The sequence below is a fragment of the Pseudarthrobacter humi genome (assembly GCF_024294965.1).
Lineage (GTDB): Bacteria > Actinomycetota > Actinomycetes > Actinomycetales > Micrococcaceae > Arthrobacter > Arthrobacter humi.
Genome location: NZ_JANCLV010000003.1, coordinates 88,254 through 104,042 on the forward strand (window position 1 = coordinate 88,254; position 15,789 = coordinate 104,042).

Annotated in this window: 14 protein-coding genes; 7 read left to right on the forward strand and 7 right to left on the reverse strand. The window is 65.1% G+C overall.

Features of this window, described 5'->3' with window-relative positions:
- Position 1: 1 nt before the first annotated feature.
- A complete protein-coding gene (locus NFC73_RS05745; protein ID WP_254748384.1) occupies positions 2–946 on the forward strand; it encodes a COX15/CtaA family protein in 945 nt (314 codons plus the stop codon).
- A 314-nt stretch (positions 947–1,260) separates the two neighbouring features.
- Here the strand turns inward: NFC73_RS05745 and NFC73_RS05750 are convergent, their stop codons facing one another.
- On the reverse strand, positions 1,261–2,220 hold the full coding sequence (locus NFC73_RS05750) for a heme o synthase (RefSeq protein ID WP_254748385.1): 960 nt from the start codon (positions 2,218–2,220) through the stop codon (positions 1,261–1,263).
- 510 nt (positions 2,221–2,730) lie between these two features.
- Here NFC73_RS05750 and tkt point away from each other — a divergent pair.
- Genes tkt through pgl form a run of 6 tightly spaced genes read left to right on the forward strand, consistent with a single transcriptional unit; the run spans position 2,731 to position 10,961 of the window.
- Positions 2,731–4,848, forward strand: a complete 2,118-nt coding sequence (tkt, locus tag NFC73_RS05755; RefSeq protein ID WP_254748862.1) for a transketolase — start codon at positions 2,731–2,733, stop codon at positions 4,846–4,848.
- A gap of 23 nt (positions 4,849–4,871) precedes the next feature.
- Complete coding sequence (tal, locus tag NFC73_RS05760) at positions 4,872–5,987, forward strand: transaldolase (protein ID WP_254748386.1); 1,116 nt, start codon at positions 4,872–4,874, stop codon at positions 5,985–5,987.
- A gap of 6 nt (positions 5,988–5,993) precedes the next feature.
- Positions 5,994–7,628: a phosphoglucose isomerase-related protein gene (locus tag NFC73_RS05765; protein ID WP_254748387.1), complete on the forward strand. Its 1,635-nt coding sequence runs from the start codon at positions 5,994–5,996 to the stop codon at positions 7,626–7,628.
- A 15-nt stretch (positions 7,629–7,643) separates the two neighbouring features.
- Positions 7,644–9,215 (forward strand): glucose-6-phosphate dehydrogenase, encoded by a 1,572-nt coding sequence (gene zwf / locus NFC73_RS05770; protein WP_254748388.1) that lies wholly within the window; start codon positions 7,644–7,646, stop codon positions 9,213–9,215.
- Entirely contained in the window at positions 9,212–10,153 is a 942-nt protein-coding gene (locus tag NFC73_RS05775; RefSeq protein ID WP_254748389.1) for a glucose-6-phosphate dehydrogenase assembly protein OpcA, read from the forward strand. The genes zwf and NFC73_RS05775 overlap by 4 nt, the downstream gene beginning before the upstream one ends.
- Before the next feature lie 37 nt (positions 10,154–10,190).
- The gene (gene pgl, locus NFC73_RS05780) at positions 10,191–10,961 is read left to right on the forward strand and encodes a 6-phosphogluconolactonase (protein ID WP_372494592.1); all 771 of its coding nucleotides are present in this window, start codon (positions 10,191–10,193) and stop codon (positions 10,959–10,961) included.
- On the opposite strand, the gene NFC73_RS05785 is transcribed toward pgl, so the two are convergent.
- The 6 genes from NFC73_RS05785 to NFC73_RS05810 all read right to left on the reverse strand — a co-directional run bounded on the left by NFC73_RS05785 (position 10,914) and on the right by NFC73_RS05810 (position 15,781).
- Positions 10,914–11,309: an RNA polymerase-binding protein RbpA gene (locus NFC73_RS05785; RefSeq protein WP_254748393.1), complete on the reverse strand. Its 396-nt coding sequence runs from the start codon at positions 11,307–11,309 to the stop codon at positions 10,914–10,916. The two genes, pgl and NFC73_RS05785, sit on opposite strands and share 48 nt — an antisense overlap.
- Positions 11,310–11,432: 123 nt before the next feature.
- Positions 11,433–11,690, reverse strand: a complete 258-nt coding sequence (secG, locus tag NFC73_RS05790; protein WP_160670806.1) for a preprotein translocase subunit SecG — start codon at positions 11,688–11,690, stop codon at positions 11,433–11,435.
- Positions 11,691–11,740: 50 nt separating this feature from the next.
- Positions 11,741–12,556 (reverse strand): triose-phosphate isomerase, encoded by an 816-nt coding sequence (tpiA, locus tag NFC73_RS05795; RefSeq protein ID WP_254748395.1) that lies wholly within the window; start codon positions 12,554–12,556, stop codon positions 11,741–11,743.
- 87 nt (positions 12,557–12,643) lie between these two features.
- Complete coding sequence (locus NFC73_RS05800) at positions 12,644–13,870, reverse strand: phosphoglycerate kinase (RefSeq protein WP_254748397.1); 1,227 nt, start codon at positions 13,868–13,870, stop codon at positions 12,644–12,646.
- A gap of 10 nt (positions 13,871–13,880) precedes the next feature.
- The gene (gap, locus tag NFC73_RS05805) at positions 13,881–14,891 is read right to left on the reverse strand and encodes a type I glyceraldehyde-3-phosphate dehydrogenase (protein WP_254748399.1); all 1,011 of its coding nucleotides are present in this window, start codon (positions 14,889–14,891) and stop codon (positions 13,881–13,883) included.
- 263 nt (positions 14,892–15,154) lie between these two features.
- Entirely contained in the window at positions 15,155–15,781 is a 627-nt protein-coding gene (locus tag NFC73_RS05810) for a superoxide dismutase (RefSeq protein WP_252598776.1), read from the reverse strand.
- Positions 15,782–15,789: the final 8 nt, after the last annotated feature.

The window sequence follows — 15,789 nt, forward strand, 5'->3', positions numbered from 1 at the left end:
CGTGAGCACGGCTTCACGCCTCCCCCAGATCGCCGGCCGCCTTATCGCGAGGCTGCCCCAAACCGTGGACGCCAGCGTCCGCCGCCTCGCGGTGGCGTCCCTGGTTGGCCAGGCGCTGCTGGTAGTGACCGGGGGTGCGGTGCGTCTGACGGCGTCCGGCCTCGGCTGCCCCACCTGGCCGCGCTGCACCGAGACCTCGTTGGTCAACACGGCCGAAATGGGGATCCACGGCTTCATTGAGTTCGGCAACCGGCTGCTGACGTTTGCCCTGGCGGCGGTTGCGCTGGCCATGCTTGTGTACCTGTGGAACCTTCGCAAGGAGCGCCGGGACCTCTTCCTGCTGGCGCTGGGCCTGCTGGCCAGCATCCCGGCACAGGCGGTGATCGGCGGCGTCACCGTGCTGACCAACCTCAATCCGTGGGTGGTGGGCCTGCATTTCCTCGTTTCCATGGCCCTCGTGGTGATTTCGACGCTGCTCGTCAACCGGGCCTACGGCAGGACGGGCCGCCATGCCGGCGTCCAGCTCCCCGCCTTGCCGGGCGTCATGCGTCCGGTGACCGCCGCCGTCGGGCTTTTCTCCGCCCTCGCCGTAATGCTCGGAGTAGTGGTGACCGGTTCCGGTCCCCACGCCGGTGACGCGGACGCACCCCGCAACGGCCTTGACTGGGACCTGTTCTCCCACATCCACGCCGTTCCGGCGTACGTGATCACGGCCGGCACACTGTTCGCTCTGGTGCTGGTCATCGTCCGCCGGATCCAGGGCCCGTTCCGCACGTCGGTCCTGTTGCTGCTTTCCGTGACCTTGCTGCAGGCCGTCATCGGCTTCACCCAGTACTACAACGGCATCCCCGCGTTGCTCGTGGGCGCCCACATGCTGGGGGCGGCGCTGCTGATGAGCGCGGCAACAAACTCCGCGGACCTCGCCCGCTCGAGCCCGGTCTCGTAGCCTCCACCGATTTTTGCCCCGACGGAGTGCCACGGTTCCCAACGAACCGTGGCACCCCGCATTTAAGGACGCTCTCTCACTTAAATGCAGGAAGTGGGCAGACGCTCTCTCACTTAAATGCAGGAAGTGGGCAGACGCTCTCTCACTGCAGACGCTTTCACACTGCCTGCGGTGTTTCGCAGGATCCTCCTTACTTCTGGTGACAAAGAAGCGACCCTCCTTCACCGTTGGTGAGAGAGGGTCGCTAAGAAAGCTGCAGGTACTGATAGAGGGTCGGTAAAAAACCCGCATTAAGTGAGAGAGCGTTGGGAGTATTAACCGATGATCGCTGATCCGACGAACGGATCCACGGCCAACGCGATGAACAGCAGCGTCAGGTAACTGATGGAGCCGTGGAAGACTTTCATGGCGCGCTTGTCCGAAACGTCCTCGCGCTGCGCCCGGTTGTAGAGGGAGTGCGACTCGTAAAGGAACCACGCACCCGCCAGCACTGCGGTGGCCGTGTAGACCCAGCCCGCGCCACCGGCGGGGACCAGCAGCAGCGAGCAGGCCACCATGGCCCAGGCGTAGAGGACCACCTGGACGGAAACCACCTTGGCGCCGGCAATGGCCCCCAGCATGGGCACGTTCGCGTTGCGGTAGTCCTCGCCGTAACGCATCGAAAGCGGCCAGTAGTGCGGCGGCGTCCAGAGGAAGATGACCATAAACAGGATGACGGCCGGCCATTCGACGGTATTGGTCACGGCGGCCCAGGCAATCAGCACCGGGAAGCAGCCCGCAGCTCCACCCCACACAATGTTCTGTGCGGTGCGGCGCTTGAGGATGATGGTGTAGATGACCACATAGAAGAAAATTGCGGCCAATCCGAGCCACGCGGCCAGCGGGTTGGCGCCGAACCAGAGAATAACGATGGCGGCGGCCCCGAGCAGCCAGGAGAACACCAGCGCCTCGCGCGGCGTCACCTCGCCGGTGACGAGCGGACGGTTCTCGGTCCGGTGCATCAGTTTGTCGATGTCGCGGTCGAGGTAGCAGTTGAAGGCACCGGCACTGCCGGCGGCAAACGCGCCGCCGACCAGCGTGGCCAGGATCAGGCCGATCGGCGGGAAGCCGCGCTCCGCGTAGATCATGGTGGGTAGGGTGCTGACCAGCAGCAACTCAATGACACGCGGCTTGGTGAGGGCGAAATACGCCTTGGCCTTACGGGCGAACCCGGCTCCCCCTCTTCTGCGGGAAGCATTAAGCGGCGTATCTGTTGTGCTCACGGTGGCAGTCACCCGTTCTGGTTGGCAGTTCTGTCTGGCGGTGCAGCTGTGTCTTGCGGCCGTTCGCCGGGCAGCCCGCCAATGGTCATCAGAAGAGGTCCCGGCAACGCCCCGGGTCTGCCGCCGCCCCTAATGGGCTCGGCTACCGGCGTCGGCCTCCAAATATCATACCGTGTGCATTTGTAACAGATGCCCCCTGAATAGGCCCTGATGATTGCGCGCAGGGTGATTCGAGCAGATTAACTCAACCTCACGAAATGGCGATTCACATAGGGGGAAATTGCGTCCAAAAGGTGAGATTTGCGCTGACCGCAGAGTGGAATCGAGCTAAGCTGTCACCAGATCAGCAAGCGGCAGAAACGCGTTGGATAACGCGTTCCCATGGCCCTGCTGAATGATAGATCAACGTTTCGATGGTGAACGGCTGGTACACACCGCAGCGGGCACCATAGCGTGCCCCGAAACGGATCCCGTGTACCGCCAACCATCAGCACAGAGAGGGGCCCGGTTTTCGTGCCACATTTGGAAGAGCAAGAACTGTCATGGACCAGCTTGGACCAGCGCGCGGTGGACACCATCCGCGTTCTGGCTGCGGATGCCGTCGAGAAGGTCGGTAACGGCCACCCGGGCACGGCCATGAGCCTGGCGCCGGCCGCTTACCTTCTCTTCCAGAAGCTGATGCGCCACGACCCGCGCAACCCGGACTGGCTGGGACGCGACCGGTTCATCCTGTCGCCCGGCCACACGTCACTGACCCTTTACATCCAGTTGTTCCTGTCGGGCTACGGCCTGGAATTGAAGGACCTTGAGGCACTCCGCACCTGGGATTCCCTGACCCCGGGCCACCCGGAGTACAAGCACACCGCCGGTGTGGAGATCACCACCGGGCCGCTGGGCCAGGGCCTGGCCTCCTCGGTCGGGTTCGCCTACTCCCAGCGCCGGATGCGCGGCCTGTTCGACGCCGATGCTGCGGCCGGCGAAAGCCCCTTCGACCACACCATCTGGGTTATCGCCTCAGACGGGGACCTGCAGGAAGGCGTCACGTCCGAGGCGTCCTCGCTGGCCGGCCACCAGGAACTGGGCAACCTTGTAGTTGTCTACGATGAGAACCACATCTCCATCGAGGACGACACCGACATCTCCTTCACCGAGGATGTCCTCAAGCGCTACGAAGCCTACGGCTGGCACACCCAGCGCGTCGACTGGACCAAGACCGGCGAATACAAAGAGGACGTGCAGGAGCTGTACTCCGCACTGCTCGCCGCCAAGGCCGAGACGTCCAAGCCCTCCATCATTTCGCTGCGCACCATCATCGGCTACCCGGCGCCCAAGAAGCAGAACACAGGCAAGATCCACGGTTCCGCACTGGGTGCAGAGGAAGTCGCAGGCCTGAAGTCTGTCCTGGGCTTCGACCCCGCCAAGTCCTTCGACGTTGACCAGGAAGTCCTGGCCCACGCCCGCTCCGTCGTGGACCGCGGCGCCGCCGCCAAGAAGGAATGGGAAGAATCCTTCAACGCCTGGCAGGCCGCCAACCCCGAAGGCGCAGCACTCCTGCAGCGCATCGAGGCCCGCGAACTGCCCGACGGCCTGGACGCCGCACTTCCGGTCTTCCCGGCCGGCAAGGACGTCTCCACCCGCGCCGCTTCCGGCAAGGTCCTGAACGCACTCGGACCGGTCATGCCGGAACTCTGGGGCGGCTCCGCCGACCTCGCCGAGTCCAACAACACCACCATCGAAGGCTCGCCGTCGTTCGTGCCCGCCTCCAAGCAGACCGATACCTGGTCCGGCAACCCCTACGGCCGGGTCCTGCACTTCGGCATCCGTGAGCACGCCGCGGCATCGATCGTGAACGGCATCGCCCTGCACGGCCGGACCCGAGCGTTCTCCGGCACGTTCCTGATCTTCAGCGACTACCAGCGGCCCGCCATCCGGCTCGGCGCCCTGATGGGTGTTCCGTCCCTGTACGTCTGGACGCACGACTCCATCGGCCTGGGCGAAGACGGCCCCACCCATCAGCCGGTGGAACAGCTCGCTTCCCTGCGCGCCATCGTGGGCCTGGACGTGGTCCGCCCCGGCGACGCCAACGAGGTCGCGGTGGCATGGAAGACCATGCTGGAGAACCACGAGAACCCTGCCGGCATTGTCCTGACCCGCCAGAACATCCCCACCTACGCCCGTGGTGAAAACGCAGCCGACGGCGACACGTTCGGTTCCGTTTCCGGTGTGGCCAAGGGCGGCTACGTCCTGGCTGAAGCGTCCAAGGACGGCGCCACCGTGCCCGCCGACGTGATCCTGATCGGCACCGGCTCCGAGGTCCAGCTGGCCGTCCAGGCCCGCGAAGCCCTCCAGGCTGAAGGCATCGCTGCCCGCGTTGTCTCCATGCCCTGCGTGGAGTGGTTCAACAAGCAGGGCGCCGCTTACCGCGAGTCCGTGCTCCCCGCTGCCGTCAAGGCCCGGGTCTCCGTTGAGGCCGGGCTGGCCCTGGGCTGGAGGGAATTCGTCGGCGACGCCGGACGTTCCATCTCGCTCGAGCACTATGGCGCTTCCGCCGACTACAAGCGCCTTTTCCAGGAGTTCGGCATCACCGCGGCGGCAGTCGCCGCCGCCGCCAAGGACTCCCTCGCTGGCCTGCAGGCCTGAACCAGATTTTAGGAGATATCACCATGACTACCCCTACACAGCAGCTCTCCGACGCCGGAGTATCCATCTGGCTCGATGACCTTTCCCGCAGCCGCCTTGAGACCGGCACGCTGCAGAAGCTGATCGACGAGAAGAACGTTGTTGGTGTGACCACCAACCCGTCCATCTTCCACGCCGCCATCACGGCCGGCACGGACTACGACCCCATCATTGCGGCGCAGGCGGCAGCCGGCGCCAGCGTCGAGGAGACCATCTTCGAAATCACCACCACCGACGTCGCCGACGCCTGCGACCTCTTCGCACCGGTGGCAGCAGCCACCCACGGTGTTGACGGCCGAGTGTCCATCGAAGTCGACCCGCGCCTTGCCTGGGACACGGCCGGCACCATTGCCGAAGCCAAGCACCTGTACAAGAAGGTCAACAAGGACAACGTCCACATCAAGATTCCGGCAACCCTTGAGGGCCTCGAAGCGATCACTGCGACGCTGGCCGAGGGCATCAGCGTCAACGTGACCCTGATCTTCTCGCTTGAGCGCTACCGCGCTGTCATCAATGCCTTCCAGTCCGGCCTGGAGCAGGCCAAGGACAACGGCCACGACCTGTCCAAGATCCACTCCGTCGCGTCGTTCTTCGTGTCCCGCGTGGACTCCGAGATCGACAAGCGCCTTGACGCCATCGGCACCGACGAGGCCAAGGCACTCAAGGGCAAGGCAGGCGTGGCCAACGCACGCCTGGCGTACCAGGTCTACGAGGAGCTCTTCGCCACCGAGCGCTGGGCACTGCTGGCTGAAGCCGGCGCGCTCCCCCAGCGTCCGCTGTGGGCCTCCACCGGCGTCAAGGACCCGGCTTACCCGGACACCCTGTACGTGACCGAACTGGCCGCCCCCGGCGTCGTGAACACCATGCCGGAGAAGACCCTGGATGCCACGTTCGACCACGGCGTCGTCACCGGTGACACCGTCTCCGGCACGTACACCGAGGCCAACGCCACGCTGGACGCACTGGACGCATTGGGTATCTCCTACAACGAGGTTGTTGCCCTCCTCGAATCCGAAGGCCTGGACAAGTTCGTGGCCAGCTGGAAGGAACTCCTGGGCGACGTCGAAGGTGCCCTTGCCGCTGCACGGAAGGCCTCCTAACCCACTATGAGCACTCTCAGCTACGACGCCACCGGTGCCGCGCAGCAGGCACTCGAGCAGCACCTGCCCGCCCTCGTGGCGGACCGCATCGCCACCCGGATCTTCGCCAAGGACCACACCCTGTGGGGTCCCGACGCCGAGGCCGAGTCCGCTGTCCGCCTCGGTTGGGTGGAGGCGGCCACCGTCTCACAGGCCCTCGTGGCCGGCATCCTCGAGCTCCGTGATGCCCTCAAAGCTGACGGCGTGACCCGCATCGTGCTTTGCGGCATGGGCGGATCTTCGCTGGCTCCCGAGGTCATCGCCGGCACCGCTGGCGTCGAGCTGACAGTGCTGGACAGCACCGACCCCGACCAGGTCCGTGCCGCCCTCGCAGACCGGCTGGCCGAAACCGCGATTGTGGTTTCGTCCAAGTCCGGTTCAACCCTGGAGACCGACTCCCAGCGCCGGATCTTCGAGCACGCCTTCACCGAGGCCGGCATCGATGCGAAGAGCCGGATCATCATTGTCACCGATCCCGGTTCCCCGCTGGATAAGGCATCGCGTGAGGCCGGCTACCGCGCCGTCTTCAACGCCGATCCGAACGTGGGCGGCCGCTACTCGGCCCTCACCGCATTCGGGCTGGTCCCTTCGGGCCTGGCCGGTGTGGATATCCAGGCCTTCCTGGATGAGGCCGAGGAAGCCGCCGAGATCCTGAACGAGGACGCCGCCGAGAACATCGGTCTGGCCCTCGGAACAGCCCTGGGCGGAACCAACCCGCTGCGCAACAAGATTGTCATCGCCGAGGACGGCTCAGGCATTGTGGGCTTCGCGGACTGGGCCGAACAGCTCATCGCCGAATCCACCGGCAAGCTCGGCACCGGTGTCCTGCCGGTCGTTGCCGGACCCACGTCGCCGGAGGTCGCCTCGGGCGACGCTGACGTCCTGGTGGTGCGGCTGGTAGCCGCGGATGCCGACGTCGAACTCGGTGACAACGAGGTAGCCATCGCGGGCGGCCTGGCCACCCAGATGATGGTGTGGGAGTTCGCCACCGCCGTGGCTGGACGCCTGCTGGGCATCAACCCGTATGACCAGCCGGACGTGGAGGCAGCCAAGGTTGCCGCCCGCGGGCTGCTGGACGCCCAGCCTGAACCGACCCCTGCGGCCTTCGTGGACGGCGCGATTGAGGTGCGCGGCGGAGACTGGCTCCGTGGGGCAGCCACCGCGGAGGAAGCCGTCGGTGCCCTCCTTGGGACGCTCGACGACGACAGCTACCTCAGCGTGCAGGCCTACTTTGACCGGCTGGCCTTCGCGGAGCTGGAAGGCATCCGCGACCCGCTTGCCGAGGCCAGCGGCCGTCCCGTGACCTTTGGCTGGGGCCCGCGGTTCCTGCACTCCACCGGGCAGTTCCACAAGGGCGGGCCCGCCATTGGAGTCTTCCTCCAGATCACGGCCGCTCCGGCGGAAGACCTGGCCATCCCGGACCGTCCGTTCACGTTCGGGGAACTGATTTCCGCCCAGGCTGCGGGCGATGCCCAGGTCCTGGCCGGCCATGGCCGCCCCGTCCTGCGGCTGCACCTGACCGACCGCGCCGCCGGAGTTGCACAGCTGCAGGAGATCATTGCAGCACTTGCCGCCCGGTCTGCATCCGTCACCGAGAACTAAGGCTCAACAGCAAACATGCCAGAAACTGAAAACGGCAGGAATTCCGCGACGCGCTCCGGACGATCCGGGCGTAATCCGCTGCGGGATCCCCGTGACCGCCGCCTGAACCGGATTGCCGGTCCGTCCTCGTTGGTACTCTTCGGAGTGACCGGTGACCTTGCCCGTAAGAAGCTCATGCCGGCCGTGTATGACCTCGCGAACCGTGGGCTGCTGCCGCCGAGTTTCGCTCTGGTGGGGTTCGGCCGCCGTCCGTGGAAGCACGAGGAGTTCGCTGCCGAGGTGAAAGCCTCGGTGAAGGCTTACTCGCGGACGCCGTTTGACGAGGCGGTGTGGAACCAGCTCGCCGAGGGTATCCGTTTTGTCCAGGGCGAGTTCGACGACGACGATTCGTTTGAGCGGTTGGGCGACACGATCGCTGAGCTGGATGAGCAGCGCGGGACACGCGGCAATCATGCGTTCTACCTCTCGATCCCGCCGAAGGCGTTTGAACAGGTCTGCCGGCAGCTGTCCAAGCACGGCCTGGCGCAGGCCGACGGCGACAAGTGGCGGCGGGTGGTCATCGAGAAGCCGTTCGGGCACGACCTCGAGTCCGCCCGGGCGCTGAACGACATTGTGGAGTCGGTGTTCCCGCCGGATGCGGTGTTCCGGATCGACCACTACCTGGGCAAGGAAACGGTCCAGAACATCCTGGCGCTGCGTTTCGCGAACCAGCTGTTCGAGCCGTTGTGGAACGCGAATTATGTGGACCATGTCCAGATCACCATGGCCGAGGACATCGGCACCGGCGGCCGGGCCGGGTACTACGACGGCGTGGGCGCTGCCCGCGACGTGATCCAGAACCACCTGCTGCAGCTGCTGGCCCTGACGGCGATGGAGGAGCCCATCTCCTTCAACGCCGATGACCTGCGCGCGGAGAAGGAAAAGGTCCTGGCCGCGGTCAAGCTCCCGGATGACCTCTCCACCCACTCGGCGCGCGGGCAGTTCGCCGGCGGCTGGCAGGGCGGGGAACAGGTCCAGGGCTACCTGGAAGAAGAGGGTATTCCGGCCGATTCTAAGACCGAGACGTTCGCGGCGATCCGGGTGGACATCCACACCCGTCGCTGGGCCGGTGTGCCGTTCTACCTGCGTGCGGGCAAGCGCCTGGGCCGCCGCGTGACCGAAATTGCGGTGGTGTTCAAGCGGGCACCGAACCTGTTGTTCCGTGATCATGGTGAGGATGACTTCGGCCAGAACGCCGTGGTGATCCGGGTCCAGCCCGATGAGGGCGCGACCATCCGGTTCGGGTCCAAGGTCCCGGGCACGCAGATGGAAGTCCGCGACGTGACCATGGACTTCGGCTACGGGCACTCCTTTACCGAGTCCAGCCCCGAAGCGTACGAGCGGCTCATCCTCGATGTGCTCCTGGGCGAGCCGCCGCTGTTCCCCCGTCATGCCGAGGTGGAGCTGTCCTGGAAGATCCTGGACCCCTTTGAAGATTACTGGGCCGGTTTGGCTGAGCAGCCGGAGCCTTACGCTCCCGGGAGCTGGGGCCCTGCCTCGGCCGATGAACTGCTGGCCCGCGACGGACGAACCTGGAGAAGGCCATGATTGTAGATTTGCCGGACACCACCACCTCGAAGATCTCCAAGAAGATCATGTCCCTGCGTGAGCAGGGCGGCGTGATTGCCCTGGGCCGGGTCCTGACCCTTGTGGTCGTGACCCGGTCCGGGCTTGAGGAAGAAGCGATCGAGGCGGCCAACGAAGCCAGCCGCGAGCACCCCTGCCGGATCATCGTGCTGGCGGACGCCGGGGCCACCGCCCCGAACCGGCTCGACGCGCAGATCCGTGTGGGCGGCGACGCCGGCGCCTCGGAAGTCATCGTGCTCCGCGGCTACGGCGAGCTCGCCCACGAATCCGAGTCACTCGTCGCGGCCCTGCTCCTCCCGGACGCCCCGATCGTGGCCTGGTGGCCGCACGGGGCACCGGAGAACGCCTGCGAAACGTCCGTGGGCCGGATCGCGCACCGCCGGATCACCGACTCCGCCAACGAAACCGACCCCCAGGCGGCGCTGGAGAACATCCGGGCCACGTACAAGGCAGGGGATACCGACCTCGCCTGGACCCGGCTCACGAACTGGCGGATCCAGCTCGCGGCGGTCCTGGACCAGGTGGACCCCTCGCCCGTTACCGCGGTGGCCGTCGAAGGCGCCTCCGACTCCCCGTCCACGATCCTGCTCGCGGCCTGGCTGACCCTGGCCCTGGACGCACCCGTGACCATCGTTGCGGACCCCGCCGGCACCGGCATCCGCCGCGTCCGGCTCACCCGCCACAGCGGCGACGTGCAGCTCTTCCGCCCCGGACTCTCCGTCGCCGAACTCACCCAGCCCGGACAGCCTGCCCAACGCATCTCCCTGCCACGCCGCAGCCTCAAAGACTGCCTCGCCGAAGAACTCCGCCGCCTCGACCCCGACGAAGTGTTCGGCGAAGTGATTACTATTGGACTGCCACGTACCAATCTAAGGAGCGTCCGACCCAGTGAGCGTTGAGCCAAGAGTTAGTATCCATCCTGATTCCTCCGTCCTGATGGCCGCCATCGCGGCCCGCCTGATCACCAAGCTGGTGGATGTGCAGGACAAGCACGGTGAGGCCACGGTGGTGCTGACCGGCGGCACAGTAGGCATCGGAACGCTGAAGGCTGTCGCGGATTCGCCGGCGGCGCCCGCTGTCGACTGGTCCAAGGTGAATTTCTGGTGGGGCGACGAGCGCTTTGTTGCTGCCGATGATCCCGACCGGAACACGAAGCAGGCGTTTGAGGCGCTGCTGTCGAGCATTCCCGTTGATCCCGCAAGGATCAATCAGCCGGCCTCCTCGGATGACTTCGACACGCCCGAGGAAGCCGCCGATGACTATGCGCGCAGGCTCCGGGAAGCAGCCCAGGCCGAGCACGCTGCTGACATGTCCGACGACCGTCCGGACGTGCCGGGAGTCCTGCCGCGGCTTGATGTTGTGCTGCTGGGCGTTGGCCCGGACGCCCACGTGGCCTCGCTGTTCCCCGAGCAGGGCGGAATCCGGGAGAAGGAGCGGACCGTGGTCGGCGTCCGCAACTCCCCCAAGCCGCCGCCCCAGCGGATCTCCCTCACACTTCCCGCGATTAACACTGCCGCCGAGGTCTGGATGGTGGTGGCCGGCGAGGACAAGGCCGGTGCGGTGGGCTTGGCGCTGGCGGGCGCCAACCCGGTGCAGGTTCCGGCGGCGGGGCCGCGGGGAACCTCACGCACGTTGTGGCTTATCGATGAAAACGCGGCCTCAAGGGTCCCGCGGCAGCTCGTCCGGAAGGACGCCACCGGCGCGTAGTTTTTCCAGCGCTCCGGCCAGGACAGCTTCGGCGTCCTGGTCGGAGCGCCGCTCTTTAACGTATTCAAGGTGGGTTTTGAAGCCTTCGTCCAGCGGATCGGGCAGGTCGGCTTCCTTGCCGTCCCTGGATGCCGGAGCCCCGCATCGCCGGCAGTCCCAGACGGTGGGAATCTGTTCGTCCGGCAGTCGCAGGAAAACTAGCTGGGTTTCATGCCCCTTGGCGCACCAAAAGGAAACCTGGATCCGGGGCACCCTTTCGCCCGAGGCAGCTTCTGACTGGTTCTTGGGACCGGCTCCTTCTATGACACCCACCCGGGTGCCGCGGAATGCTGATGCACTATGTACCATCGGGTCTCCTGGCTGCTTAAACGACGCTGTTTAAACGAAACTGTGGCTGTTGGGAGCCAACAGCCACAGTTTAGTTCGGAGATCCCCATCGCGGCAGTGCCGGGCGACGATCAGTTGCAGGGACTATGAGTCCCCGGCGCCGCTGAAGCGCATGATCAGGCCAAGGGCGATGATCACCACGCCCCAGGTAACACCCAGGATTACGGTGAATCTGTTCAGGTTCCGTTCGGCGACGCCGGAGGAGCTGAGGCCGGAACTCATACCGCCGCCGAACATGTCGGACAGCCCGCCACCCCGTCCCTTGTGCAGGAGGATAAGCAGGGTCAGCAGAAGGCTGGTGATGCCCAGGAGAATCTGCAGAATGACATGAAGAACGTCCACGACGGCCTTTCAGAAGATTGGAATTGCGGGAGCCTGGAGCAGGAGACGGACTAGTCCGTCACCAAGTGACTCTCGAACCTGACAATATTAGCAAACTCCGCGGGATCAAGGCTGGCGCCGCCGACCAACACGCCGTCGACGTCGCGTTCCTTCAGTATCGCGGCGACATTGTTGGCCTTGACCGAGCCGCCGTAGAGCAGCCGGATCTTTGCCGCGACGTCGTCGCCGAAGAGCGTGGCAAGTTCCGCGCGGAGGGCGGCGCACATTTCCTGGGCGTCCTCCGGTCCGGCCACTTCGCCGGTGCCTATGGCCCAGACGGGTTCGTAGGCCACCACGAGCTCTGCTGCCTGCTCGGCCGTCAGCCCGGCGACGTTGGCCCGGAGCTGCGTCAGCGTGTGCTCGACATGCGTGCCGGCCTGACGGATTTCGAGGCCTTCGCCCACGCAAAGAACCGGTGTGACACTGTGCTTGAAAGCTGCCTTGACCTTGGCGTTGAGCACTTCGTCGGATTCGTGGTGGATGGTGCGGCGTTCACTGTGCCCCACGAGGACGTAGCGGCAGCCCAGCTTGTTCAGGAACTGGCCGGAGGTGTCGCCGGTGTAGGCACCCGAGTCGAACTGGGAGAGGTCCTGTCCGCCGTAGGCTATGTCCAGTTCATCGCCCTGGACGAGGGTCTGCACGCCGCGGAGATCGGTGAATGGTGGGAAGACTGCCACCTCAACCCGGCTGTAGTCGTGCTTGGCGTCGGACAGGGTCCAGGCCAGTTTTTGCAGGAGGGTGATGCCCTGGACATGGTCCATGTTCATCTTCCAGTTGCCTGCAATGAGAGGCGTGCGGTCAAAAGCGCCGTTCGTTGACGTAGTCACGTGTTCTCCAAAAGTACTTGATATGTGTGCGGCCGGCAGGGTGCCCGCGGGCACCCTGCCGGCCGGAGGACTTGGCAGTCCAGGTTCCTAACGGTCCAGGACGCTGAGTCCCGGGAGTTCCTTGCCTTCGAGATATTCCAGGCTGGCGCCGCCGCCGGTGGAAATGTGCCCGAACTGGTCGTCAGCGAAGCCGAGCGTCCGCACGGCCGCAGCGGAGTCGCCGCCGCCGACCACGGTGAACGCGTCGACCTCGGTCAGGGCCTGGGCCACGGCGCGGGTTCCGCCGGAGAATGCTTCGAACTCAAAGACGCCCATGGGCCCGTTCCAGAACACCGTTTTGGCGCCCTTGATGCGGTCCGCAAAAGCGGCTGCAGAATCCGGGCCGATGTCCAGGCCGATGCCCTGGGCACCGAAGCTGCTGCCCTCGATGCCGTCCGCGGGGACGGTCTCGTAGTCAGCGTCGGCCGCGAACTTGCCGGCCACCACAACGTCGGTGGGCACAATGAATTCGGTGCCTGCACTGGCAGCGCGTTTAAGGTAGTCCTGGACGACCGGGATCTGGTCTTCTTCCAGGAGGCTGCCGGCCACGCTGTGGCCCTCGGCTGCCAGGAACGTGAAGAGCATGCCGCCGCCCACCAGGATGGCGTCGGCTTTGCCGATGAGGTTGTCGATGACCGCCAGCTTGTCGGAGACCTTGGAGCCGCCGAGCACCACCACGTAGGGCCGTTGAGTGTCAGCTGTCAGCTTCCGCAGGACCTCGACCTCGGTGTGCACAAGGTCACCCTGGTAGGACGGCAGCCGGGTGGCGACGTCGTAGACACTGGCGTGCTTGCGGTGCACGGCACCAAAGGCGTCGTCAACGTAGGCGCCGTTGGCTCCGGTCAGGGCCACCAGTTCGTCCGCGAAGGCGCCGCGTTCGGCGTCGTCCTTGCTGGTCTCCCGGGCGTCGAAGCGCACGTTCTCCAGTACGAGCACCTCGCCGTCCTGAAGCGAGGCGGCGAGTTCCTTAGCGGAGCTGCCCACGGTGTCCTGCGCGAGCGAGACCTTGAAGGCGGCAAGTTCGGCGAGTCGCGCTACGGCAGGCCGAAGGGAGTATTTTTCCTCCGGAGCGCCCTTCGGGCGTCCGAGGTGGGCTGTTACCAGCACGCGGGCACCGGCGTCCGTGAGCTTTCCCAGTACTGGCAGAGAGGCCTTGATGCGGCCGTCGTCAGTCACTGTAGAGCCGTCGAGCGGCACATTCAGGTCACTTCTGACAAGAATGTACCGCCCGCGGACACCTTCAGCGATCAGTTCGTTGAGGGTGTGGAATGTCATGTGTCTAACCCTAGCCCAGCTTGGCTGCGACGAGCTCCGTGAGGTCCACGAGGCGGTTGGAGTAGCCCCATTCGTTGTCATACCAGGAAACAACCTTGACCTGGTTGCCGATGACCTTGGTCAGGCCGGAGTCGAAGATCGACGACGCCGGGTCCCCGACGATGTCCGAGGAAACGATCGGTGCGTCCGTGTAGGTCAGGATGCCCTGGAACTCGTCGGACTCCGAAGCCCTCTTCAGCGCCGCGTTGACTTCCTCGACGGTGGTCTCGCGGGAGACTGTGACGGTGAGGTCGGTGGCCGAGCCTGTGGGGACGGGCACGCGGATGGCAAAGCCGTCCAGCTTGCCCTTGAGCTCGGGCAGGACCAGGCCGATAGCCTTGGCCGCACCCGTGGAGGTGGGGACCATGTTGATGGCGGCGGCACGGGCACGGCGGAGATCGTTGTGCGGGCCGTCCTGCAGGTTCTGGTCAGCTGTGTAGGCGTGGATGGTGGTCATCAGGCCACGCTCGATGCCGAAGGTGTCGTTGAGGACCTTGGCCAGCGGGCCCAGGCAGTTGGTGGTGCAGGACGCGTTGGAAATGATGTGGTGCGCCGCGTTGTCGTACAGGCCCTCGTTGACGCCCATCACGATGGTGATGTCCTCGTCGGAGGCAGGTGCGGAGATCAGGACCTTCTTGGCGCCTGCATCGATGTGCTTCTGCGCGGCAGCTGCCTTGGTGAAGAAGCCGGTGGACTCGATGACGATGTCAACGCCCAGCTCGCCCCAGGGCAGGTTGGCGGGATCGCGTTCGGCGAGAACCTTGATGACGTTGCCGTCGACGACGATGTTGCCGTCCTTGACCTCAACGGTTTCCTTCAGGCGGCCGCCGACGGAGTCGTACTTAAGCAGGTGGGCCAGTGCCTCAGGGCTGGTGAGGTCGTTGACGGCAACGATCTCCAGGTCCGCGCCCTGCGCGAGGGCGGCGCGGAAGTAGTTGCGGCCGATGCGGCCGAAGCCGTTGATACCAATACGGGTCGTCACTTGTTCAGTCTCCTTGGTGCTTGATTAAGCACAAACTAGTTGAGCGGGCATTGAGCCAACTAACAGATCCCGCACGCCATTGGGCAGAGATGATTAACAGATCGGAGGGCGACCAGCCACATTGCTGAAGGCAGACCGCCTTCCGTGATCCATCTTACGTTTAAGTAGGTCCGCCCCCGCAAGTGCGGGGGCGGACCTTCCACATTCCGGCCGAAATCACGCCGAAATGTGAAGTTTGTTACACGTTCATGTACAGCGGGTCACTACGGCAGGGTGATGAGGCCCGTGGCGTTGGTGCGTGCAGCAGCGAAGCGCTTGGCGACATCGGCCCAGTTGACGATGTTCCAGAATGCCTTGACGTAGTCAGCCTTGACGTTGACGTAGTCCAGGTAGAAGGCGTGCTCCCACATGTCCAGCATCAGCAGCGGCGTGGTGCCGAGAGCCACGTTGCCCTGCTGGTCGTAGAGCTGCTCGATGACCAGGTTGCCACCGATCGGCTCGTAGGCCAGGAAGCCCCAGCCCGATCCCTGCAGGCCAAGGGCAGCCGCGGAGAACTGGGCGCGGAAGGCGTCGAAGGAACCGAAGGCATCGTCGATGGCAGCTGCCAGCTCGCCCTCAGGCTTGTCGCCGCCGTCCGGTGACAGGTTGTTCCAGAACACCGAGTGGTTGATGTGGCCGCCGGTGTGGAACGCGAGGTCCTTCGAAAGGCGGTTGATGTTGGCGAAATCGCCCTTGTCGCGCGCCTCTGCCAGCTGGGCAAGGGCGTTGTTGGCACCTGCGACGTAGGCAGCGTGGTGCTTGCTGTGGTGCAGCTCCATGATGCGCGCCGAAATGTGCGGCTCAAGCGCCGCGTAGTCGTAGCTGAGTTCTGGCAGTACGTACTCGGTCACAAAATCCT